Origin of the sequence: Methylorubrum salsuginis, from assembly GCF_900114375.1 — a bacterium.
GTDB lineage: Bacteria > Pseudomonadota > Alphaproteobacteria > Rhizobiales > Beijerinckiaceae > Methylobacterium > Methylobacterium salsuginis.
In genome coordinates this window covers 115,620-138,307 of sequence record NZ_FOSV01000003.1, presented here as the reverse complement: position 1 = coordinate 138,307, position 22,688 = coordinate 115,620, and the positions used below count along the sequence as shown (strand labels likewise).

General features: G+C 69.8%; 16 protein-coding genes and 1 pseudogene. 11 read left to right on the top strand and 6 right to left on the bottom strand.

Going from position 1 to position 22,688, the window contains the following annotated elements; genetic code table 11:
- The first annotated feature begins 237 nt into the window (after positions 1–237).
- Positions 238–1,311 carry an HD domain-containing phosphohydrolase gene (locus BM140_RS05805; protein WP_091943318.1) on the top strand — a complete coding sequence of 358 codons (1,074 nt, stop codon included), beginning with the start codon at positions 238–240 and terminating at the stop codon, positions 1,309–1,311.
- On the opposite strand, the gene BM140_RS05800 is transcribed toward BM140_RS05805, so the two are convergent.
- On the bottom strand, positions 1,301–1,630 hold the full coding sequence (locus BM140_RS05800) for a hypothetical protein (RefSeq protein ID WP_091942964.1): 330 nt from the start codon (positions 1,628–1,630) through the stop codon (positions 1,301–1,303). The genes BM140_RS05805 and BM140_RS05800 overlap by 11 nt on opposite strands.
- 236 nt (positions 1,631–1,866) lie before the next feature.
- On the opposite strand from BM140_RS05800, the gene fabD reads away from it, so the two are divergent.
- The 5 genes from fabD (at position 1,867) to mltG (ending at position 6,968) form a co-directional block, all read left to right on the top strand.
- Positions 1,867–2,799: an ACP S-malonyltransferase gene (gene fabD, locus BM140_RS05795; protein ID WP_091942962.1), complete on the top strand. Its 933-nt coding sequence runs from the start codon at positions 1,867–1,869 to the stop codon at positions 2,797–2,799.
- A gap of 21 nt (positions 2,800–2,820) precedes the next feature.
- Complete coding sequence (gene fabG, locus BM140_RS05790) at positions 2,821–3,561, top strand: 3-oxoacyl-[acyl-carrier-protein] reductase (protein ID WP_091942959.1); 741 nt, start codon at positions 2,821–2,823, stop codon at positions 3,559–3,561.
- A gap of 259 nt (positions 3,562–3,820) precedes the next feature.
- Positions 3,821–4,057, top strand: a complete 237-nt coding sequence (locus BM140_RS05785; RefSeq protein WP_056249561.1) for an acyl carrier protein — start codon at positions 3,821–3,823, stop codon at positions 4,055–4,057.
- A 109-nt stretch (positions 4,058–4,166) separates the two neighbouring features.
- Positions 4,167–5,429 (top strand): beta-ketoacyl-ACP synthase II, encoded by a 1,263-nt coding sequence (gene fabF, locus BM140_RS05780; RefSeq protein WP_091942957.1) that lies wholly within the window; start codon positions 4,167–4,169, stop codon positions 5,427–5,429.
- Positions 5,430–5,573: 144 nt separating this feature from the next.
- Complete coding sequence (mltG, locus tag BM140_RS05775) at positions 5,574–6,968, top strand: endolytic transglycosylase MltG (RefSeq protein ID WP_091942955.1); 1,395 nt, start codon at positions 5,574–5,576, stop codon at positions 6,966–6,968.
- A 19-nt stretch (positions 6,969–6,987) separates the two neighbouring features.
- Here the strand turns inward: mltG and BM140_RS05770 are convergent, their stop codons facing one another.
- Complete coding sequence (locus tag BM140_RS05770) at positions 6,988–7,758, bottom strand: NAD kinase (protein WP_091942954.1); 771 nt, start codon at positions 7,756–7,758, stop codon at positions 6,988–6,990.
- Between the two features lie 96 nt (positions 7,759–7,854).
- Between BM140_RS05770 and cutA the strand changes: the two are divergent.
- A pseudogene (gene cutA, locus BM140_RS05765) lies at positions 7,855–8,198 on the top strand (divalent-cation tolerance protein CutA).
- A 59-nt stretch (positions 8,199–8,257) separates the two neighbouring features.
- On the opposite strand, the gene BM140_RS25745 reads toward cutA, so the two are convergent.
- Entirely contained in the window at positions 8,258–8,419 is a 162-nt protein-coding gene (locus BM140_RS25745; RefSeq protein WP_165616401.1) for a hypothetical protein, read from the bottom strand.
- Between the two features lie 257 nt (positions 8,420–8,676).
- On the opposite strand from BM140_RS25745, the gene BM140_RS05760 reads away from it, so the two are divergent.
- The 4 genes from BM140_RS05760 (at position 8,677) to BM140_RS05745 (ending at position 15,861) form a co-directional block, all read left to right on the top strand.
- The gene (locus BM140_RS05760) at positions 8,677–9,099 is read left to right on the top strand and encodes a PilZ domain-containing protein (protein WP_091942953.1); all 423 of its coding nucleotides are present in this window, start codon (positions 8,677–8,679) and stop codon (positions 9,097–9,099) included.
- 346 nt (positions 9,100–9,445) lie between these two features.
- Positions 9,446–13,915: a glycosyltransferase gene (locus BM140_RS05755; protein WP_091942951.1), complete on the top strand. Its 4,470-nt coding sequence runs from the start codon at positions 9,446–9,448 to the stop codon at positions 13,913–13,915.
- A 148-nt stretch (positions 13,916–14,063) separates the two neighbouring features.
- Positions 14,064–15,542 (top strand): glucose-6-phosphate dehydrogenase, encoded by a 1,479-nt coding sequence (gene zwf, locus BM140_RS05750; protein ID WP_091942949.1) that lies wholly within the window; start codon positions 14,064–14,066, stop codon positions 15,540–15,542.
- A 73-nt stretch (positions 15,543–15,615) separates the two neighbouring features.
- Positions 15,616–15,861, top strand: a complete 246-nt coding sequence (locus tag BM140_RS05745; protein WP_091942947.1) for a DUF6894 family protein — start codon at positions 15,616–15,618, stop codon at positions 15,859–15,861.
- A 135-nt stretch (positions 15,862–15,996) separates the two neighbouring features.
- Here BM140_RS05745 and BM140_RS05740 read toward each other — a convergent pair whose 3' ends face one another.
- From BM140_RS05740 to BM140_RS05730, 3 genes are all read right to left on the bottom strand, one after another.
- On the bottom strand, positions 15,997–18,426 hold the full coding sequence (locus BM140_RS05740; RefSeq protein ID WP_091942945.1) for a PAS domain-containing sensor histidine kinase: 2,430 nt from the start codon (positions 18,424–18,426) through the stop codon (positions 15,997–15,999).
- Positions 18,427–18,610: 184 nt separating this feature from the next.
- Positions 18,611–21,268: an aminopeptidase N gene (gene pepN, locus BM140_RS05735; RefSeq protein ID WP_091942943.1), complete on the bottom strand. Its 2,658-nt coding sequence runs from the start codon at positions 21,266–21,268 to the stop codon at positions 18,611–18,613.
- 75 nt (positions 21,269–21,343) lie between these two features.
- Positions 21,344–22,288: a hypothetical protein gene (locus BM140_RS05730; protein WP_244535313.1), complete on the bottom strand. Its 945-nt coding sequence runs from the start codon at positions 22,286–22,288 to the stop codon at positions 21,344–21,346.
- Positions 22,289–22,688: the final 400 nt, after the last annotated feature.

Below are 22,688 nucleotides of genomic sequence, written 5' to 3'. Positions count from 1 at the left end.
CCGATCCGTCGGCGGCTTCGCCCCGTGCCGCGTCGGAAACGGCACGCGGTCCCGGACCGGACGACTTTCGATATCTGGAGCCGCATCCGACCTGAGTGCATCGGGCCCGTGGCTCTCTTTCTCTCTTTGTTCGGCCGTACGTTGCTTTCGACGAAGCGGTATCCGCTGCGTCGAAAGGCACTCTGGGGGGCGGGAAGGACCATGTCGCTCGGGATCGCGTCATCGGACACGCAGCGGATGCGCGCGCTTCTGGTCGATGACAGTGCGGCGAGCCTGAGCAATCTGACCCGCCTCATCGAGGAGGCGAGCGCGCTCACCTGCGTTCCCTTCACCGATCCGTGGCAGGCGCTGGACGCGGCCCGCACCCAGGCCTTCGACCTCGTGCTCGTCGATTACGTCATGCCCGGCCTCGACGGCATCGCCCTGACCCGCCGCCTGCGGGAACTGGCCGGCTACGAGCAGATCCCGATCGTCATGGTGACGTCGAGCCTCGACGAGCGCGTGCGGATCGAGGCGCTGGAGGCGGGGGCGACCGACTTTCTGTCGAAGTCCCCGGATGCTGCCGAGTTGCGGGTCCGCCTGCGCAACATGGTCAATCTGTCGGTCGCGATGCGCAAGCTGAACGATCAGGCGGCCCTGCTGGCCCGAGGGGTGGAGGCGGCGACCCGCCGGCTCCTCGACCGGGAGGAGGAGATCATCTTCCGCCTGTCGCTGGCGGTCGAGTACCGCGACAACGACACCGGCGGCCACACCTACCGCGTCGCCCGCTACAGCACCCTGCTGGCCGAGGAGCTGGGCCTGCCCCCCGCCACCTGCCGCTCGATCTTCCTCGCCGCCCCCCTCCACGATGTCGGCAAGGTCGCGGTGCCGGACGCGATCCTGCTCAAGGCGGGGCGGCTCGATCCGGAGGAATTCGCGGTCATCCGCGAGCACGCGGCCATCGGCGAGCGCATCCTCGGCGGCAGCACCAGCGACCTGATCCGGCTTGCCGCCGAGATCGCGGGCGCCCACCACGAGCGCTGGGACGGCAAGGGCTATCCGCGCGGGCTCGCCGGCCGGCTGATCCCGCTGCCGGCCCGGATCGTCGCGATCGCCGACGTGTTCGACGCGCTCACCTCGGAGCGCCCCTACAAGACGGCCATGACGGCGGACGCGGCGTTCGACTACATCGTCAGCGAGCGCGGCGGGCATTTCGACCCGACCTGCGTCGATGCTTTCCTGGCGGCTCGGGACCGGATCCTGGCGGTGCGTCAGGAGCCGCAGGGAATCGGCGATGCTTCAGGATCATCGCCGATTGGGCTCAGAGCGTGAGGCCGCGGGCCTTGGCTTCGGCCCGCACCGTGTCGAGCAACGCGCGGGAGGCAATCAGCCGGCGGTCCAGCATCGGGTCGGTGAGCCGGTCGATGAAGATCGGCGCCGTCTTGCGCGCCTGCCGCGTCCGCTGCTCCAGGTCGTGGCGAAGCGCCTTGAGGTAGGGAATGCCCATCGGCCCGAGCCGGTCGAGGGTGGGCCGGAGTTCGGCGCAGAACGCATGCGAAAGGTTGGAGAGGCCCATCTGAGCGCTCTCGTAGGCGCCGATCAGGCTGTGCGCCCGCCCGACCGCTTCCTGCGGAAACGAAGTCCTGAACATTATCGAGACTCCCCCGATCTGGACGAGGATCGAGGAGTGAACGCGCCGGATTCCCCGCCGGTTCGAGCGTGACCATCGTGATCGGCCGGGCTCAGCCCAAACTTCTTTGCCAAGCTTCCGTCTTGTGCGTTGCATTGTTGACACCCGCTGTTCGCGGTGCCAGTCCGCCGCACCTTGATTCCGCCGGGGCGCCTGCTTCGGCGGCGTGCACGAAGACGGCGGGGACGACGAGCGGCATGACGCGGGCCTTCATCTTTCCGGGGCAGGGCAGCCAGGCGGTCGGCATGGGCAAGGCGCTCGCCGAATCCTTCCCCGACGCCCGCGCGGTCTTCGCCGAGGTCGACGAGGCCCTCGGCCAGAACCTGTCGAAGCTGATGTTCGAGGGGCCTGCCGACGAGCTGACGCTGACGGCGAACGCCCAGCCGGCGCTGATGGCGGCGAGCCTCGCGGTGCTGCGGACGCTGGAGGCCGAGCGCGGCCTCGATCTCGCCCGCGACGCGGCCTTCGTCGCGGGCCACTCGCTCGGTGAATATTCGGCGCTCGCGGCTGCCGGAACTTTCTCCGTTGCCGACGCGGCCCGCCTGCTGCGCATCCGGGGCCAAGCGATGCAGAAGGCGGTGGCGCCGGGCGTCGGCGCCATGGCGGCCCTGCTCGGGCCCGATCTCGAGACCGCCCGCGCCATCGCCGAAGAGGCCGCCGAGGGCATGGTCTGCGGGGTCGCCAACGACAACGGCGCCGGGCAGGTCGTGCTGTCGGGCCACAAGGAGGCGGTCGAGCGGGCGATGGCGCTGGCGCAGTCTCGAGGCGTGCGCCGCGCGGTGCTGCTGAACGTCTCCGCTCCGTTCCATTGCGCCCTGATGGCGCCCGCCGCCGAGACCATGAAGGCGGCGCTCGCCGAGGTGACGCTGAACCCGCCCGTCGTGCCGGTCTACGCCAACGTCACGGCGGGCCCGCTCACCGATCCGGCGGCGATCCGCGAGGCCTTGGTCGCCCAGGTCACCGGCACCGTGCGCTGGAGCGAGAGCGTCGCCGCCATGGCGGAAGCCGGCGTCGATCGCTTCCATGAACTCGGCGCCGGCAAGGTGCTGACCGGCCTCGTCAAGCGCATCGCATCGGGCGCCACCGCCACCGCCGTCGGCACGCCCGACGACGTCGCCGCCTACGCTTAATCGTTATCCGGGGACAATCCGATGTTCGACCTGACCGGCCGCAAGGCCCTCGTCACCGGCGCGACCGGCGGCCTCGGCGGCGCCATCGCCCGCGCGCTGCACGCGCAAGGCGCCCATGTCGCCCTGTCGGGCACGCGCAAAAGCGTGCTCGACGAACTCGCGGCCGAGCTCGGGGGCGAGCGCGTCGCCGTGGTCGAGGCCAACCTCGCCGACAAGGAAGCGGTCGAGGCGCTGCTGCCGGCGGCCGAATCGGCGCTCGGCGGGCTCGACATCCTCGTCAACAACGCCGGCATCACCCGCGACAACCTTTTCATGCGGATGAAGGACGAGGAGTGGGAGGCGGTCCTCAACGTCAACCTCACCGCCGCCTTCCGGCTGTCGCGGGCCGCACTCAGGGGCATGATGAAGCGCCGCTACGGCCGCATCATCGGCATCGGCTCGGTCGTCGGCACCACCGGCAATCCGGGCCAGGGCAATTACGCCGCGGCGAAAGCCGGGCTCGTGGGCATGACGAAGGCGCTGGCGGCGGAAGTCGCGAGCCGCAACGTCACCGTCAACTGCATCGCGCCGGGCTTCATCGGCTCGGCGATGACGGACGCGCTGAACGAGAAGCAGCGCGAGACGATCCTGACCCGCGTGCCCGCCGGGCGCCTCGGCACGGGGGCGGAGATCGGCGCTGCGGCGGTCTATCTGGCCTCGGAGGAAGCCGCCTACGTCACCGGCCAGACGCTCCACGTCAACGGCGGCATGGCGATGGTCTGAACCCGTCCACAGAGATGGTTTCTGACCGAAAAACCACGCCACTGAACGCTTTCTGAACCGCCTCTCGCCAGCACGGAAACCCTGTGTTAACACCCGGCTCAGCCGTGCAGGGGAGTTGACGGTTCAGCGGGTTGCGGCTTTCCAAACCACGCGCGATCGAACAACGGCCGTCTCGAAGAATCCCCGAAGCGGGAAGGCGGCCACGGCGCTTTCGTCGAAACAACACCACCACGATCGAAGAAGACGAGGACCAAGAACGATGAGCGATATCGCCGAGCGCGTGAAGAAGATCGTCGTCGAGCACCTGGGCGTCGAGCCGGAGAAGGTCACCGAGGCCTCCAACTTCATCGACGATCTCGGCGCCGACAGCCTCGACACCGTCGAGCTGGTGATGGCGTTCGAGGAGGAGTTCAACGTCGAGATCCCGGACGACGCCGCCGAGACCATTCAGACGGTCGGCGACGCGGTCAAGTTCCTGGAAAAGAACTCCGCCTGATCTCAGGCGTCCTCGTGCGGGCGGGGTCGAGAGACCCCGCGCGCCGACAACCTTTGTTCAATGGCGCCCCGGTCGCAGGGCCGGGTCGCGGATCGATCGGGAACGTGCGATGCGTCGGGTGGTGATCACGGGTCTGGGTGCGGTCACGCCGCTGGGAGGCAGCGTCGAGCACACCTGGAGCCGGCTGATCGCCGGCGATAGCGGCGCGTCCCAGGTTACCGCGTTCCAGACCGACGACCTCGCCTGCCGCATCGCCTGCACGCTGCCCTTCGGCGACGGCAGCGACGGCACCTTCAATCCCGATGCGTGGATGGAGGTGAAGGAGCAGCGCAAGGTCGATCCCTTCATCGTCTACGCCATGGCCGCTGCCGGCCAGGCGCTGGACGACGCCGACTGGCACCCGAAATCGGATCGCGACCAGGAGGCCACCGGCGTGCTGATCGGCTCCGGCATCGGCGGCATCGGCACGATCTACGACGCCTCGGTGACCCTCCACGAGAAGGGGCCGCGGCGCATCTCGCCGTTCTTCATTCCCGGCCGCATCATCAACCTCGCCTCCGGGCAGGTCTCGATCCAGCACGGCCTCAAGGGGCCGAACCACGCGGTCGTCACCGCCTGCTCCACCGGCGCGCACGCCATCGGCGACGCCTCGCGGCTGATCGCGCTGGGCGATGCCGACGTGATGGTGGCCGGCGGCACCGAGGCGCCGGTCAACCGGCTCTCGCTCGCCGGGTTCGCCGCCTGCCGCGCGCTGTCCACCGGCTTCAACGACGACCCGACCCGGGCCTCGCGCCCCTACGACCGCGACCGCGACGGCTTCGTCATGGGCGAGGGCGCCGGCATCGTCGTGCTGGAGGAATACGAGCACGCCAAGGCCCGCGGCGCCAAGATCTACGCCGAGGTGATCGGCTACGGCCTGTCGGGCGACGCCTACCACATCACCTCGCCCGCCCCCGACGGCGACGGCGGCTTCCGCTGCATGACGGCCGCGGTGAAGCGCGCCGGCATCGACCCGTCCGAGATCGACTACATCAACGCCCACGGCACCTCGACGCCGCTCGGCGACGAGCTGGAACTCAAGGCGGTCGAGCGGCTGCTCGGCGAGGCGGCGGGCAAGGCCTCGATGTCCTCCACCAAATCCGCCATCGGCCACCTGCTCGGCGCCGCGGGCGCGGTCGAGGCGATCTTCTCCGTGCTGGCGATCCGTGACGGCGTGATGCCGCCGACGCTCAACCTCGACAACCCGTCGGTCGAGACGGCGATCGACCTGATCCCGCACGAGGCCAAGCGCAAGCGCGTCGACACCGTGCTGTCGAACTCGTTCGGCTTCGGCGGCACCAACGCTTCGCTGCTGATGCGCCGGGTCGATTGAGCGGCGGCCGCGCGTTAACGCCATTTCGCCACAAAACCGCATAAGGGTCCTGCTCGACACGCGCAGCCGGCCGTGAGCCTTATGGCTCCGGGAAGCCCGGCGACGATTCGTCGAGAATCGTGCGCGGCTCGCAGCAGGGTTCCGATGTTCCGCAGACGACAAGCGCCGCCCTCGCCGCCGCCGGCCTCCGATGAGCCGTCGCTGCCCAACCGCCTGTCCCCGCGCAGCCCGAGCGAGGCGCTCAAGCCCACCGTCGCCCCGCCCCCGCCCGAGAAGCCGGAGCGCCGTCGCGGCGGCTTGCTCGCCGCCGTCAGCGGCTTCCTGACCCTCGGGGTCATCGCCGCGCTCGGCGCCATGGTTGTGGTCACGCTGTTCAACCGGCAGGCCACCGAGCCGGGGCCGCTGCCCGCCGACAAGGTGGTGGTGATCCCCAACCGCAGCGGCACCTCCGAGATCGCGCAGATTCTTCACCGCGAGGGCGTGATCGACCATCCCAACCTGTTCGAGTTGACCGCCCGCTTCGGCGGCAAGGGCCCGCTCAAGCACGGCGAGTACGTGTTCAAGGCCCATGCCAGCGTCCGCGACGCCATCGACACGCTGGCCAACGGCCGTCAGGTCCAGCACGCCATCACCTTCCCCGAGGGCCTGACCTCGGAGCAGATCGTGACGCGCCTGAACGAGAACGACGTGCTCTCCGGCGAGATCGCCGAGACGCCGCCGGAGGGCTCGCTCCTGCCCGATACCTACAAGTTCGAACGCGGCGCGACGCGCCAGCAGATCGTCAACCTGATGCGGGCGAAGCAGCGCGAGGTGCTGGCGCAGATCTGGCAGCGTCGCAGCCCCGACGTGCCGGTCAAGACGCCCGCCGAGATGGTGACCTTGGCCTCGATCGTCGAGAAGGAGACGGGCCGGGCCGACGAGCGCCCGCGGGTAGCCGGCGTGTTCGTCAACCGCCTGCAGAAGCGGATGAAGCTGCAATCCGACCCGACCATCGTCTACGGCCTCGTCGGCGGGCGCGGCACCCTCGGGCGCGGCATCCTGCGTTCCGAGATCGACCGCCCGACCCCCTACAACACCTACGTGATCGAGGGCCTGCCGCCGGGGCCGATTGCCAATCCGGGCCGTGCGGCGCTGGAGGCCGTGGCGAACCCGTCGCGGACCAAGGATCTCTACTTCGTCGCCGACGGCACCGGCGGCCACGCCTTCGCCGATTCGCTGGAGGGTCACCAGCGCAACGTCACCCGCTGGCGGCAGGTGGAGCGCGCGCGCAAGGAGGCGCCGCAGCCCGATTCCGGCGGCGTCGACAAGGTCGATCCCAACACCGCCGAGCCGAATGCGCCCCAGCCCGCCGGCACGCCGGGCCGCGCCTCAGCCTACGCGCCGGGCTCGAACTCGTCGCTGGCCCTCGACGGCGCGACGGTGGATGGCCAGCGCCCGAAGGCGTTCGATGCCTCCGAGGGCACCCGCCTCGATCCCCTGCGTAACAAGACCTACGACCTCGGCTCGCCCAAGACCGTGCCGGTGCTGCGCAATCCCTGAGCGGGCGGCGTAAGGCCGCTCAGCCGAACTGCTCCCGCAGGATCCGCTCCTCCAGGCTGTGCCCCGGATCGTGCAGCAGGACGAGGCTGGTGGCGTGGTCGAGCCAGGTCTCGACCGTGCAGACCCGGCGGACCTCGGTGTGGTCGGCCACCGCCGCCACCGGGCGGTAGGTGGCGTCGATCACGTCGATGCGGATGCGCCCGTGATTCGGCAGCAGGGCCCCGCGCCAGCGTCGGGGGCGGAAGGCCGAGATCGGGGTCAGCGCCAGGAGTTGGGCGTTCAGCGGTAGGATCGGCCCGCCGACCGAGAGGTTGTAGGCGGTCGAGCCCGCGGGCGTCGCCACGAGGATGCCGTCGGCGATGAGTTCGGGCAGGCGCACGTGATCGTCCACCGAGATCCTGAGCTTGGCGGTCTGGTGGGTCTGGCGCAGCATCGAGACTTCGTTGATCGCCCGCGCCGTGTGGCTGCGCCCCTCGATGTCGGTCGCCACCATGGTCAGCGGGTGGATCGTCGAGCGCTTGGTCGCCTCCAGCCGCTCCAGCAGGGCGTCCTCGCGGAACTCGTTCATCAGGAAGCCGACCGTGCCGCGGTTCATGCCGTAGATCGGCTTCGGCTCGTTCATGAAGCGGTGGAGCACCTGCAGCATCAGGCCGTCGCCGCCGAGCGCCACCACCACGTCGGCCTCTTCCGGCGGGACGTGGTCGTAGCGGCGCATCAGCAGGTCCGCCGCCTCCCGCGCCTCCGGCGTGGGGCTCGCCACGAAGGCGATCCGTGAAAAACGCCGCGGCATCGGTTCTGTCAGCCCCGTTGACGGATGCAGGCCGCACCGGTTCCATGGAGGTCCGGACGGCGCTCGTCGCGCTCGCCTGCCACGGAGAGCCATAGCATGGAGCGCATGCTCCTCGTCTATACGACCTTCCCCGACGCCCCGACGGCGCTCTCCGTGGGCGAGGCGCTGGTGCGGGCGAGGCGCTGGTGCGGGCGCGGCTCGCGGCCTGCGTGAACGTGCTGCCCGACATGCAGTCGGTCTATTCGTGGAAGGGTGCGGTCGAGCGGTCGACCGAGGTCGTCGCCATCCTCAAGAGCCGGGAGGGGCTGGCCGGTGCCCTCGGCGCCGCCCTCAAGGAGCGCCACCCCTACGAGACGCCGATCATCCTTCATCTGCCCGCGGCCGACGCCGATCCGGACACCGCGGCCTGGATACTGGCGGAGACTCGCGCTTCGCCATGAAAAAGGGCGCGGCCCCCGCCGGCGCCGCGCCCTCGACGTTGGTGCGGTGAGGCGGCCGGTCAGCCGGCGACCATCGCCGAGGCGGCGCGCAGCCGCTGGGCGATGCTGGCCTCGTAGCGTTCGGCTTGCAGCCGAGTGAGGCCCGACACGAGGGCGAGCGTGCCACGGTAGACCGTGTAGGTGCCGTCCTGGGTCGGTTTCACGCGAATATGCTCGGACATGGGACCACTCCCTGCCTGGGGCCAATCTTCGAACGCGTCGGAACGGGAGCCACGTTAATCAGTCGTTCACGTCTTGCAAGCGGAGAATCGACCTGTCCGTTGCAGAATTCCATGGTGCGCCGCGAGAAGAGTTGACTATTTGTGCGGTGCGGCGTGCGCTGGGCGGGGATGCAATCTGAGCGTGAGTGGCGGCAGACAACTTTGTGGAAACACATTCTTGTTAAGTCACGTTTGCTGGAGCCACCGCGAACCGCTCGATGCCGGATCATCACAGCCATGATGCCACCCGTTCCCCCGCCGCGGATGCGGGGTTGGACGGCGTGTCCGCCGATGGCCTCGTGCAGCGGCGCGAAGCCCGCATGGCGACGAACTGGATCGCACTGATCCGCCTGTTCGACGGTACCGAGATCCCGTGCAACATCAAGGATATCTCGAAATCCGGGGCCAAGCTCGGCGTGCCGAGTTCCTGGGAGCTGCCGCCCAGTTTCATGCTCAAGGTGGTCGGCCGTGATTTCGTCATGCGGGTGACGCTGGCCTGGCGCCGCGGCAATTACGCGGGCGTGCACATCGACCGGATCGCCAAGCTGCCCCCGCCGGTGGAGCCTGCCGCCCCGGTCGAGGCGCCCAAGGCGAACTACGACTCGATCGGGATGCGCAGTCGCCGGTTTCACGGGGACTGAGGAACCCTTCCGCACCTTCGGGCGCCCCCCGGTGTGCCGCCGACAGGGTTCGGACCGGTCGCGCAGAGATCCCGATCTGGCCTCCTCGAAAGCCGGTCCGGACAGATCTTTTGTGGCGGCAATATTGCGCTGGTATCTTCCGGATTGTGTTAGTCTAATCTATTGGAAAAACAGTCTTTCCCGGAATAGGCCGCTTCCGCGCGCCCTTGCGGCCCGTCGCGTCGCATAGTAGGTGCGGTGCGCAAGAAGGCGCACGCGACACGCGTGCCGTGAATTCCGCGCGAGGCGGCACGGTGCTGCGCCTCGCCTTCATCCAGGTTGTGGCAGGCTCCGGAGAAGAGTGACGATGGTGAACGTCGATCGGCGATCCGGGAGTCAGGACGAATCGACTCCCGCTGCCGAGGCCGTCCCGCCGGAAGGGCTCGCGCCCGCCGCTCCCGAGGCGCCCGCCGCCCCCGATCACGTCGCACCGGCCACCGCGAAGGCGGTGGCGGCCGATGTCGCGGCGGGCAAGCCGCGCGGCGACATCCGCCTGTTCGCCTTTCCCGATTATTCCTCGAACAACCCTTACCAGACCGGCCTCTACAGCGCCGTCCGGAAGGCCGGCGAGCTGTCCTACGGGACGATCGAGGAGGCGCTCGCCGCCCTCTCGACCGAGACGCGGCCCGTGGTGTTCCATCTGCACTGGCCCGAGCCGATCTTCGGCGGCGCCAACGATCTCCACGAGTTCCAGGGGCGGGCCGACGACTTCCTGGCCGCCGTCCGGCTGTTCAGGGCGGGCGGCGGCCTGTTCGTCTGGACCATCCACAACAAGCTCTCGCACGACCGGCGCCTGGGCGATTTCGAGGTCGTCTTCCTCACGGAGCTGTCGGCGCTCGCCGATGTCGTCCACGTGCACAGCGCGGCGGCCATCGAGGCGGTCAACGCCGTCTATCCGGTCGATCCCGCCAAGGTGATCGTCGTCCCCCACGGCAGCTATGTCGGCTACTACCCGCCGGCGCCGCCGAAGGACCGCGCCCGCTGGCTCCTGAGCCTGCCCGAGGACGCGTTCGTCTTCGCCATGGTGGGGCAGTTGCGTCCCTACAAGGGCATCGACCTCCTGCTCGCCGCCTTTGAGGAGGTCTCCGCCCGGCACCCGAACGCCTATCTGGTCATCGCCGGGAAGCCGGTGTCGCCGTTCTCGCCGGGCAGCATCAAGCTGCTCGCCGAGATGAACCCGAAGCTGCGGGTGCTCACTGGCTTCCTGCCGCCGCAGGACCTCGCCCGGATCTGCGCCGCCGCGGATGCGATCGTCCTGCCCTATCGCGAGATCCTGACCTCGGGCTCGGTGCTGCTCGCGGCCACCTACGGCAAGCCCGTGATCGTGCCGAGCACGCCGACCCTCGACTTCGTCGCCGAGGAGGGCATCGGCCTCACCTATGCCGCCGCCACGCCGGGCGGTCTGAGGGACGCGATGCTCAAGGCGCTCGCGGCGCCGGCCGACACGGTCGCGCTCGGCACCCAGGCCCAGGCCTTCGCCGAGCGCAACGCCTGGGGCCGGCATGCCGAGGACTTCCTCGACAGGCTCGAATCCGCGCTGGTCCCGGAGCGCGCCACCCTCAGGATCGATGGGCGCAAGCGTCGGGTCTCGGTCTACCGCCGCACCCCGGCCACGCTGGGCGCGATCGGCGTCGCCGTGGTGAACTATCTCAGCATCGACGACATCGAGGCCCTGATCGCGAAGCTGCCCGAGACGGTGCGCGGACGCGACGTGCGGGTCTACCTCTTCGACAATTCCGCCGGGGCGCGGCCGAACCGCAACCTGATCGCGCGTGCCGACGTCTACGCCCATGACGGCACCAATTCGGGCTATGCCGGCGGCAACAACGCGCTGCTCGAACTGATGCGGCAGGAAGGGTGCGAGTACGGCTTCATCCTCAATCCCGATGTCGCCGTGACGAGCGCGACCTTCGAGACGCTTCTCGACAACGCGCGGCCCGATGCCGTGCTGGCTCCCGCCGTGATCAACGCGGACGGGCATGTCGGCTATGGCGGCGGCGTGGTGTTCGCCAGCGCCGAGGGCGTCGTCGTCAACCAACTGTTCGAGGGGCAGGCCGTCGGCGTGCTGCCCGCGGAGCCCTACGAGGTCGATGTCCTCAACGGCTGCGCCCTGTTCGTGCCGCTCGCCCTGCTGCCGAAGATCGGCCACATCCCCGAAGACTACTTCCTGTATTACGAAGAGACCCACTGGTGTCTCTCGTTCAAGGACAAGGGCGTCACATGCGTGGTCTGCCCGACCGCCCGCGTCGCCCATAACAAGCGCTCGAAGGCCGGTCACTTTCCGGCACTCTATTATACCTACTACCTTCTCAGGAACCGGTTCGTGTTCGCGTCGCGCTGGAACGAGGCGCTCGGCGGCGGCGCCTACGACGCCGACGCGATCGCGGCGGCGATCCGGCGCGACTTCGTGGCGCCCTGGCGCGAGAAGATCGCGCGGCTCAATCCCGGCCTGATGCGGGTGTTCGAGCGCGGCGTCGCCGCCGCAATCGAGGACGGATGCAAGGGCGTGACCGGGCGCATCGACCTGCCGGCCCGCCTCGATCAGGTGGACCTCAAGGACGCCGTCGCCTGCGACGGCCGGATCGAGCGGTTCGGCGGCGGTGCGGCCCGGGGGTGGATCGTCGAGAAGGACCGCGACGGGCGCTGGGTGCCGGGCCAGCTCTGGGTGTTCCGCGACGGCTCGCCGGTGCGCGGCATCGACGTGACGGAAGACCGCGGCGACGTCCAGGGCGCCGGCTTCGTGCGCAGATCCGGCTTCAACGTCGCGGCCTCCTTCGCCGTCGCCGACGGTGAGGTCCACCAATTCGAGTTGCGCAGCCGGGGAGACGGCCGGCGCGTGCCCTTCGTCCGGGGCATCGGCGGAACGCCCGAGGACCGGCCCCGGGCCGAGCAGCGCCCGACCGAGCACAAGGCCGCCTTCGGCGCCATCTTCGGCGGGCGCCTGGAAGGATGGGCCTACGACGCGGCCCATCCTGGCATCGCCACCCTCGTCGACGTCACCATCGATTTCGACCTCGAGTTCGACCCCGAGACCGGCGCCAGCATCGGAACCGGCACGAGCATCACGGTCCGCAACGTCGAGGCGAACCAGTATCGGCCCGACCTCAAGAAGGCCGGGATCGGCGACGGGGCGCACGCGTTCCAGATCGCCCTGCCGAACGAGGCGTTCCGGTACGAGACCATCGAGGCGACGCTGCGCCTCGCCGGCCGCGAGCAGGTGCTCGCCAAACGGCAGATCACCGTCATCAATCCGGACCGCGGCTTCAGGAGCGACTTCACCTTCGAGGAATTCCTGCGCTGGTCCTACGTCGAGGAGCGGATGCCCTTCGGGCAGCTAGAGCGGATTCCGGCCATCCTCGAAGCGATCGACTTCGAGCGCACGCTGCGGGTCTCGCGCGCTAAGGACGTGCCGCAGACCGAACTGGTCACCGTCGTGATGCCGGTGTTCAACCGGGAGAAGATCGTCGGCGAGGCCATCGAGTCGGTGCTGGCCCAGACCTACGGCCATTTCGAGCTGATCGTCGTCGATGACGGCAGCAAGGACGACAGCGTCGCGGTGGTGCGGGCCTTCGACGATCCGCGCATCCGGCTGATCGAACTGGAGCGCAACAGCGGTGTCTCGGCCGCCCGCAACGCGGGCCTGCGCGCGGGCACGGGGCCGTTCGTCGCCTACATCGATTCCGACAACGTCTGGGGGCCGGACTATCTCGCGGTCATGCTGGACGCCTTCCGCCAGCAGCCGGAGGCGACGAGCGCCTATGCCGGCCAGGAAATCTGGGAATATCTGCCGAGCCTCGATCGCGACGAGTTCCGCTCCGTCCGCATGGCCCCGTTCAACCGGGCACGCCTGGAGCGGCGCAACTTCATCGATCTCAACGTCTTCATGCACCGCCGCGAATCGTTCGAGCGGTTCGGCGGCTTCAACGAGAGCATGCGGCGGCTGGTCGATTGGGAGCTGATCCTGCGCTACACCGTCGAGCGCCCGCCGGCCTTCCTGCCGGTGACGCTGGGCCGCTACCGCATCGCTCGGGCCGACAACCAGATCACCGTCGTCGAGGACCACCTCGCCAACCTCGCCCTGCTGCGTCAACCCACGCCGCTGACCGACCTGCGCGCCGTCAAGGGCGCCGCCGCGCCGCCGCTGGCGGTCTTCGTCCATGCGAGCGGGCCGGGGGCGTTCGAGGCCTGGAAGGAGGCCAACCGCGCCCTCGTCGCGGACCGTCGCGTCTTCGCCGCCTGGCCCGCCGGAGGCGGCGCCGAGGGCATCGGGCCGGACGGCGCGGTGAGCGCGTTCGAGAGCGTCCCGGCGGCCCTGGCCGCCTGCTGCGACGTTTTGAGCGAGAACGTTTCGGGCGGGGACGCCCTGCTGCTGATCGGGGCCGACTACGTCCTGTCCGGGCGCTGGGCGGAGGTCTACGCCACCGCCTCGGCGGAAGGGCGCTTCGACGCCCTGACCGGACGTCTCTACAAGGGCCAGCGCCGGCCGGACGGCAACACGATCTTCGAGGATCACATGCCGCTCAAGATCGCGGCTTCGGTGATCGCGTGGCACTTCTCGCCGCGGATGCACGGCGTCGTCGCCGCGCAGCTGACGGCGGATTACATGATCCTCCCGCCCTCCTCGGTGCGCCGCCTTCAGGTCTGCGCCGCGTTGAAGTCCGACCTCGACGAGGCGGTCGCCCGCTTCTTCGGCTACAGCGCGAGCGGGCCGGTGCGCGGCCTCTACGCACCCGACCTCTCCGCCTTCGCGATCGCCGACGTGCCGTTCCGCCTCTGACGGGCCGGACTGGGGTACGGGGTCGGCCGAATGGGCCGGCCCCTTCCGACAGGCCCGTCGGCGGCCGAGCCCTTGCAAGGTCCCGGCCCGGGCCGGTAACCCTCGGGCCAGACGCTGCCCGTCGCGCGCGAACCATGGGAGCCGTTTCGTGGCCACCATCATCCCCGTCTCGTCCTTCGACTACGTTGTGTTCGGCGCCACCGGGGACCTGACCCAGCGCAAGCTCCTGCCCGCCCTCTACCAGCGGTTCCGCGATGCGCAGATCCCGGAAACCAGCCGCATCATCGGGGCGTCCCGCACCGAGATCACCACCGAGGTTTTCCGCGAGCGGGCGCGGGACGCGCTGCTCAGCTTCGTGCCGGCCTCCGACATCGACGAGACCAGGCTCCAGGGATTCCTCGATCACCTGTTCTACGTGACGGTCGATGCGCTGGGCGACGACGGCTGGAGCGACCTCAAGCGGCTGCTCGACGAGCGGCCGGACCGCATCCGCCCGTTCTATCTCGCGACCTCGCCCGATCTCTACGGTGCGATCTGCCGGAACCTCGACCGCTACGGCCTGATCGGCGAGAACACCCGCGTCGTGCTGGAGAAGCCGATCGGCAAGGATCTGAAATCGGCCCGCGCCATCAACGACGCGGTCGGCGCCGTCTTCCCCGAGAGCCAGATCTTCCGGATCGACCATTACCTCGGCAAGGAGACGGTCCAGAACCTGCTGGCCCTGCGCTTCGCCAACACGATCTTCGAGCGGCTGTGGAACGCCGACGTGATCGACCACGTGCAGATCACGGTGGGCGAGACCGTCGGCGTCGAGGGGCGCGCGGGCTATTACGACACGTCGGGCGCGCTGCGGGACATGGTGCAGAACCACATCCTCCAGCTCCTCTGCCTCACCGCGATGGAGAGCCCGATCTCGCTCGACGCCGATTCGGTGCGCGACGAGAAGCTGAAGGTGCTGCGCGCCCTCAAGCCCATCACCGCCGCCGACGTGCAGAGCGTGACCGTGCGCGGCCAGTATGCCGCGGGCGCGGTCGGCGGCCAGCCGGTGGCGGGCTATCAGACCGATCTCGGCGACCATCCTCCGAGCCGCACCGAGACCTTCGTGGCGCTCAAGCTCGAGGTGCAGAGCTGGCGCTGGGCCGGCGTGCCGTTCTACGTGCGCACCGGCAAGCGCCTGCCCAGGAAGCATTCCGAGATCGTGGTGCAGTTCCGCGCCTCGCCGTTCTCGATCTTCCCCTCCGAATCGTTCGGGCGCGAACCGAACCGCCTCGTCATCCGCCTCCAGCCGGAGGAGGGGATGAAGCTCGAGGTGATGACCAAGGATCCGGGCCCCGGCGGCATGCGCCTGCGTCCGACCAACCTCGACATCTCGTTCGAGGAGACGTTCAAGCAGCGCTACCCCGACGCCTACGAGCGGCTGCTGATGGACGTGGTGCGCGGCAACGCCACCCTGTTCATGCGCCGCGACGAGGTCGAGGTCGCCTGGGCCTGGGCCGACACCCTGCTCAAGGCCTGGGCCGACCGCCCTGAGCCGCCGCGCCCCTACGCCGCCGGGAGCTGGGGCCCCACCGCCGCCATCGCCCTGATCGAGCGCGACGGCCGCACCTGGCACGAGGAGTTGCCGTAGGTTCGGCGGCTGCGGAAACCCCGGCGCCGATCCCGGTTAACAGACGACCATGTCGTGTCCGGGGTCCGAGGGAATGTCGCGGTACTACTTCGACGTCGAGAACGGCGGTCTGACGGTCGATGAGGAGGGGACGGAGCTCGATGGGGGCGAGGCCGTCGCCACCTTGGCGCTTCGCACGCTCCTCGACATCGCCCGCTTCGAGGTCGTGGCGCATCACGAACGCCGGATGTCCGTCACCGCGCGCGACGCGGACGGAATGGCCGTCTACCGCAGCGAGTTGACCGTGCGGACGGGCTGGCTCGTGGGGCCGACGGGCTGAAGCCGCATCGGGTTTCGCCCCACGCCGCCGCTGCGATCCGGCCGGATGCGGCTTCAGACATGCGTCACCGAAGGCCCGCTGCGCTGTCGCGTCGGAAGAGCACCCCAGCGGTGAATGCCCCTTTCGGGCAGTCCCTCACATGCGATGCGCCATCTCCAGAGCCGGCCGGCTCGTGCTCGCCACGAGGCCCGGCGGCAGCGAGGCCATGGTCATGCGCAACGGCGCCGTCGTCTCGCGGATCGGCCCCGCCTCGGGATGCGTCGCCCGGCTGCGCTCCAGGCGGATCGGGCCCGGCGCCGCCTCGGCCGTCGCCTCGGCCCTGGGCTGGGGCAGCCGCACCAGCACGATCGTGCCCTGGCCCTCCTCGGAGCGGATGCGCAGGGAGCCGCCGTGCAGCTCGGCGGTGGAGCGGGCGATCGCCAGCCCGAGGCCCGAGCCCTTGTAGCTTCGGGTCATGTTGGTTTCGACCTGCTCGAACGGGCGGCCGAGCTTGGCGATGGCCGATTTCGGGATGCCGATGCCGGTATCGGCGACGAACAGGTGGACGAACCCGCCACAGGCCCGGCCGCGCAGGCCCACCCGTCCGCCCTCCGGCGTGAACTTGACGGCGTTCTGGACAACGTTGAGCAGGATATGCTGCAGGGCGCGCTCGTCGGCGAAGACGCGCAGATGCGCGGGCACGTCGATGCGGATCGTCACGGATTTGCTCGCGGCCTCCTTCGAGACCATCATGACGGCGGCCGAGAGCGCCGCATCCAGGGCGATTTCCCGCCGCACCAGCTTCACCCGCTTCGCCTCGATCCGCGACATGTGCAGGATGTCGTCGATGACCGAGAGCAGGTAGGTGCCGCTCTGCTGGATGTCGCGGCAATAGTCGCCGTAGCGAGGCGAGCCGAGGGTGCCGTAGACCTCGCTCTCCATCAGCTCGGCGAAGCCCATGATGGCGTTGAGCGGCGTGCGCAGCTCGTGGCTCATGTTGGCCAGGAACTCGGACTTCGCCCGGTTGGCGATCTCGGCCTGGGCCTTCTGGTCGAGATGGCGCTCGGCGAGGTCGGCGAGCTGCTGGGTCTGGAGTTCGAGGGTGCGGCGGGACCGCTTGAGATCCTTGACCGTCTCGATCAGCTCGCGCTCCGAGGCGACGAGTTGCTCCTGATGACGCTTGAGGCTGGTGATGTCGGTGCCGACCGAGACGTAGCCGCCGTCCTTGGTGCGCCGCTCGCTGACTTGCAGCCAGCGGCCGTCGGTGAGTTCGAGCTCGAAGGTGCGGGCGGGCCCGCGCTCCGGGCCGGGAATGCCTCGGCGTACCGACGGCAGCCCACCCTGACCCATGATCTCGTCGTAGCGCCGCCCCGGGACCGCATCCTCGTTGGTCAGCGCATGCAGATCGCGGAACTTCGAATTGCACAGGACGAGCCGGTTGCCGGCGTCCCACAGCACGAAGGCTTCCGAGACCGCCTCGACGGCGTCGCGCAGGCGCATGTCGGCGGTGGCGCTGGTCTCGGCCAGCCGCCGTTGCTCGGTCACGTCCATGGCGATGCCGACGAGGTGGCGGCTGCCGTCGATGGCATCCTCGACGATCTCGGCGCGGGTGCGCAGCCAGACCCAGGCCCCCGAGGCGTCGCGGATGCGGAATTCGTGATCGAGGGTGGCGTGGCTCGCCGCGAGCTGGCGGGCCAGCTCGTAGAGATCGCCGTCCTCGTCGTGGAGCAAGGCGTTGACGTCGCCGAACGAGAGAAGATCCTTCTCCGGCGTATAGCCGAGCATGGCGAACATCGAATCCGACCAGAAGATCGTCCCACGGGCGATGTCCCAGTCCCATAGGCCGCAGCGCCCGCGCCCCAGCGCGGTGTCGAGGCGCTGCTTGACGAGTTCGCAGACCTCGTCGGCGCCCCGCGCCCGGCGCGTCTGGATGATGTAGGCGGCGGCGATCCCGCCGGTCATCAGGGTCACGGCGCAGAGGAGGACGGCGTGGCTCCAGAACGCGCGCCACCACGCGGCGTCGATCGGCGCCAGCGGTTGGATCACGGCGACCTGCAGGTCGCCGGCGGGCCGGTGCATCGCCGCGGCGATGGCCTGGCCGCCGCCGTGCAGGCCGATCGTCATGGTGCCGGCGCTGCCGCCGAGGATGGTCAGCGGCTCGCCGTCGGCCAGGATGGCGCCGAGCGTCGTGCTTCCGTTCGGCAGGGCGGGATGGGCGGCGCGGATCGTCCCGGCGGCATCGGTGACGAGCACGCGGCTTCCGGCGGGGAGAAGATGCAGCGGCAGGGCCCGGTCCAGCCGCATGCCGGCCTCGATCGGCGGAAGCAGGGAGGCGGCCAAGCGTGCGAAGGCCTCGACCTCCCGCTGCGCGGCCGCGATCGACGCTTCGTAGGGCCCGCGCAATTGCAGCGCCGACAGGGCGGTGAGGCCGAGCAGGAACACCGCGAGCAGCGCCGGTAGGGCATAGCGCAGCCATGCCTCCGCTTGGGCAAGGCGAGCCTGCGCGGTGCCGGTGGGACGCTGGACCCCGAGAATCGTGTCCGCGCGCGCACGCGCGGACAGGGACGCGGAAACCGCCCCCGGCATATCGGAACCTCGCATTGATGGTGAATCCGACCCGGCCGGTGCCGCACCGGCTGTCTTCGAATCGTATTCACATTGAGCATCGCCGGGGGCGCTTTGTCCACGCCCAATTTGCGGGTGGCCGTTGACCTCAACCGTGATCGGAGTCCCTGCGCCGCGCCTTCCGATTCTCGAAAGGCGAGTCGGATCAGGTGGTTAACGAATCGCCAACAGGATTGCCGAGACTCCGGCCGGCGATGTCGGCGACGTCACGGGAAAGGCCGGGCGTGGCAAGGATGCGACGCAGGGCCGATTCCGCGGCGGCCCGGCGCTGCGGCTCCAGCCGGCGCCACGATCCGAAGGCGGTCATCAGCCGCGCGGCCACCTGCGGATTGGTCCGGTCGAGGGCGAGCACCGTCTCCGTAGCGAGCGCGAAGCCGGCCCCGTCGGCCCGGTTGAACTGAGTCGGGTTGGCCAGCGCGAAGCTGCCGACCAGCGAGCGCACCCGGTTCGGGTTGGTCATGGCGAAGGCCGGATGGGCCTGGAGGCCGCGCACCCGCTCGACCGTGCCGTCCTCCGGGATCATGGCCTGGATCGCGAACCACTTGTCGAGGACGAGGGGCTCGTGAGCGTAGCGCTCCGCGAAGGCCGCGAGGGCCGCCTCGCGGGGTTCGCCCGGCAGCAGCGCGAGGGTGGAGAGGCCCGCGAGCCGGTCCGTCATGTTGGTGGCGGACGCGACCTGCGCCCCCGCGAGCGCGGCGCCCTGGATCGGATCGGCCGCCGCGATCAGGTCGAGGGCGGCGTTGCGCAGGGCCCGCCGCCCGGCGGAGGCGGCGTCGGGCGAGAACGGCGCGCCGGCGGGCTCGGCCAGCGCATCCCGCAGGGCGTGCAGGCGGGCGCTCAGCGCCGTACCCAGACGGGCTCGCAGGGCGCGGCGGGCCGAAAAGATCGCGTCGGGATCGATCTCGGCGCCGATCTCGTCGGCGAGGTCGCTCTCGCTCGGCAGCGCCAGCACCAGGGCGGCGAAGGCCGGGTCGGACAGCGCCCGGTCGTCGAGGAAGGCGCCGAGGGCCGCCGCGAAGGCGTCCGCCCCGGCCTCGGTCGCCTCGCCGCGCAGAGCCCCGGTCATCAGCCGGGCGGCGACGCGCTGGGCGGCCTCCCAGCGGTTGAAGCCGTCGGTGTCGTGCCGCAGCAGGGTGAGCCGGTCGGCATCGTCCATCGCCATGTCGACCCGCACCGGAGCCGAGAACCCGCGAAACAACGAGGGCACCGGCGCTGCAGGGACGTTCTCGAAGGTGAGCGAGGCCTCGGGCGCGTCGAGCACGAACACGCCGTCCTCGAGCTGCGGGCTCGTCGCCCCGTCGAGGGGGCCCTCGGCGCCGATCAGGCCGAGCCGGACCGGAATCACGACGGGCGGCGCGTCGGCCCCGGCGCCGGGCCGGGTCTGGCGGAAGTCGAGCCGGTAGGTTTTTCGGGCCTCGTCGTAATGGCCGGAGACGGCGACCCGCGGCGTGCCGGGGCGCTCGTACCACTCGGCGAAGTCGGACAGGTCGCGGCCGGTCTCCGCTTCGAAAGCCTTCAGGAAGTGCTCGACGGTCGCGGCGGTGCCGTCGTTCTCCGAAAAATAGCGGTCCATGCCGGCGCGGAAGGCGCGCTCGCCGATCAGCGTGCGCAGCATCCGGACGATCTCGGCGCCCTTCTCGTAGACGGTGGCCGTGTAGAAGTTGTTGATCTCGGCATAAAGCTTCGGCCGCACCGGATGGGCCAGCGGCCCGGCATCCTCCGGGAACTGGCGGGCGCGCAAGGTGCGCACCTCGCCGATACGGTGAACGTCGCGCGAGCGCATGTCGGACGAGAATTCCTGATCGCGGAAGACCGTCAGGCCCTCCTTCAGGCAGAGCTGGAACCAGTCGCGGCAGGTGATACGGTTGCCCGACCAGTTGTGGAAATATTCGTGCGCGATGATCGCCTCGATCGCCGCGTAATCGGCATCGGTCGCGGTCTCGGGCGAGGCCAGGACGTACTTGTCGTTGAAGATGTTGAGGCCCTTGTTCTCCATCGCGCCCATGTTGAAGTCGGACACGGCGACGACGTTGAACACGTCGAGATCGTAGGCGCGGCCGAACACCTCCTCGTCCCACTTCATCGAGCGCGCCACCGCGTCGAGCGCGTAGGCCGCCCGCTCGGCCTTGCCCGGCTCGACGTAGACGGCGAGTTCGACCGCGCGGCCCTCCATGGTGGTGAACGGCGCCGTCATCCGGTCGAGGCGTCCACCGACGAGGGCGAAGAGATAGGCGGGCTTCGGATGCGGGTCGTGCCAAATCGAGAAGTGACGATCCGTCCCCTCGATCCTACCCGATTCGATGATGTTGCCATTGCCCAGAAGGACGGGCGCCTGCGCCGCCTCGGCCTCGATCCGGGTCGTGTAGACCGACAGCACGTCCGGTCGGTCGAGGAAGTAGGTGATCCGGCGGAAGCCGTCGGCCTCGCACTGGGTGCAGTAGACGCCGTTCGAGCGGTAGAGCCCCATCAGCTTGGTGTTGGCGGTCGGGTCGAGCCGCGTCTCGATCGTCAGCGTGAAGGGGCGCTGCGGCGGCTCCGGCAGGGTCAGCGCCGAGGGGGCGACCCGGAAGGCGGCGGGCGCCAGCGGCTCGCCGTCGAGGGCGAGCGCGACGAGCCGCAGGTCGTCCCCGTCGAGGACGAGGGCCGCGCCCGCGCGCCCTGCCGGGTTCGGGCGGATCGCGAGGCGGGCGGTGACGCGGGTGTCGTGCGGATCGAGACGGACATCGAGCTCGACCCGGTCGATCAGGTGATCGCTCGGGCGGTAATCCTCCAGGCGGACGGTCGGGGGCGTCTCGGTGCGCATGTGTCTTGATCCGGGCTCGCCGATGGCTCTTCCCCGACCTTTAGAGATTTTCGCCCGAGGGGAAACCTCGGGGGCTCAGCTGCGATAGGGCGCGGCGATCCCCATCGCGCGCAGGGCCAGCCTGTACGTGAGGTCGGACTGGACGAGGCTGTCGGCGATGAAGCGGTCGAACGCCGCCGACCAGCGCGGCGTCAGGGTGATGAAGGCGTTGCGGGGCCCCGAGCGGACCACGAAGCCGCGCTCCTGCGCCACGCTCAGGATGTTGCGGATATGGGTGCGCGACACGCCGAAGCGCGGCGCGAGCGGGGCGAGGTCGGCCTCGCGGATGCGCGCCTCGGGATCGGTCGCGCCCATCTCGAACAGCGAGAGCAGGATGATGAGCGCGCTCGTCGCGCTGAGGAAGAACACGATCTCGAGGTTGCTCCACGTCATCGCGATGATGGCGTCGAAGGCCGCAGGCGCGGCGCCCGCATGGGCGGCCTGGAAGGCCGGATCGCGGCGCAGGGGCGGGCCGTAGCCGGGCTCGGGATAGAGCAGGTCGAGGGGCGCGTAATGGGCCGCCATCCAGGCGCGGTCCCAGTCGAGCAGCCGCTCGGTGGGCTTCAGCAGGCGCACCCGGCTGTCCTCGGGCTGGCGCTCCATCTCGACATAGCCGGTCTGGACCAAGCGGGCGACGAAGTCGTCGATCAGCCGGGGGCTGGCGAAGCCGAACCGGGCCACGGTGTCCTTGAGCCGGTTGAGCGTCGGCCAGGTCGCCCGGTCGGCGGGGTCGTGGGCGGCGTAGAGGCAGACGAGGATGGCCAGCGCCGTCACCCGCCCGACATCCGCCCCGAGCTGGGCCGGGAAGGTGCCGGCCTCGTAGACCCTGGCATGCTCCGCGACGAACAGCGCGCGCGCGGCCGGAAAGTCCGGATGGGCCAGGATCTCCTCGACCGAGCGGTGGGCCGGCAGCGCCTCGGGCGGGGTTCCGCCCAGGCGGAGCGAGCCGGCTGCGGCGTGCCGGCCTTCGGAGACGGTCATGATCGGCGGCAGGGCTCATCGAGGACGGGCGAGCGTTTTAGCCCGACAAAGACAGGGCGCAATGCCGTTAGGCCGGCCTCATTCTCAAATCGAGTTGAATGCGAGGGCGGGCCGACCTTGCGAGCGACCCGTCGAGGCGCGGACGTTGCTGGATCAGGCCCGAGAAGCGTTGCCGTTTTCACATTCGGGACCGTCGTGCCGGAGATCGTATCCCGCATCGTAACGTTTCGACCGCGGGCTTCGTCGTTATTTCCTGCGACGACCCGCGTGTTGCTGTCCCGGACCTTTGCAGCCCGTGCCGGACTGCCATGCGCCGTCCGGTGGCGCGCCCCACCGACCCGATCGACGCAGAATTTGTCGAGGTCGGCCGATTGCGATGGGGAAAGGAAAACCGCTAGCG

Coding starts and splice junctions, on each gene's coding strand:
- BM140_RS25745 (WP_165616401.1), bottom strand. CDS start 8,419: ATGTCCGAGCATATTCGCGTGAAACCGACCCAGGACGGCACCTACACG.
- BM140_RS05805 (WP_091943318.1), top strand. CDS start 238: ATGCGCGCGCTTCTGGTCGATGACAGTGCGGCGAGCCTGAGCAATCTG.
- BM140_RS05785 (WP_056249561.1), top strand. CDS start 3,821: ATGAGCGATATCGCCGAGCGCGTGAAGAAGATCGTCGTCGAGCACCTG.
- BM140_RS05800 (WP_091942964.1), bottom strand. CDS start 1,630: ATGTTCAGGACTTCGTTTCCGCAGGAAGCGGTCGGGCGGGCGCACAGC.
- BM140_RS05740 (WP_091942945.1), bottom strand. CDS start 18,426: ATGCCGGGGGCGGTTTCCGCGTCCCTGTCCGCGCGTGCGCGCGCGGAC.
- fabF (WP_091942957.1), top strand. CDS start 4,167: ATGCGTCGGGTGGTGATCACGGGTCTGGGTGCGGTCACGCCGCTGGGA.
- fabD (WP_091942962.1), top strand. CDS start 1,867: ATGACGCGGGCCTTCATCTTTCCGGGGCAGGGCAGCCAGGCGGTCGGC.
- BM140_RS05745 (WP_091942947.1), top strand. CDS start 15,616: ATGTCGCGGTACTACTTCGACGTCGAGAACGGCGGTCTGACGGTCGAT.
- BM140_RS05730 (WP_244535313.1), bottom strand. CDS start 22,288: ATGACCGTCTCCGAAGGCCGGCACGCCGCAGCCGGCTCGCTCCGCCTG.
- BM140_RS05760 (WP_091942953.1), top strand. CDS start 8,677: ATGCCGGATCATCACAGCCATGATGCCACCCGTTCCCCCGCCGCGGAT.
- mltG (WP_091942955.1), top strand. CDS start 5,574: ATGTTCCGCAGACGACAAGCGCCGCCCTCGCCGCCGCCGGCCTCCGAT.
- BM140_RS05755 (WP_091942951.1), top strand. CDS start 9,446: ATGGTGAACGTCGATCGGCGATCCGGGAGTCAGGACGAATCGACTCCC.
- fabG (WP_091942959.1), top strand. CDS start 2,821: ATGTTCGACCTGACCGGCCGCAAGGCCCTCGTCACCGGCGCGACCGGC.
- pepN (WP_091942943.1), bottom strand. CDS start 21,268: ATGCGCACCGAGACGCCCCCGACCGTCCGCCTGGAGGATTACCGCCCG.
- BM140_RS05770 (WP_091942954.1), bottom strand. CDS start 7,758: ATGCCGCGGCGTTTTTCACGGATCGCCTTCGTGGCGAGCCCCACGCCG.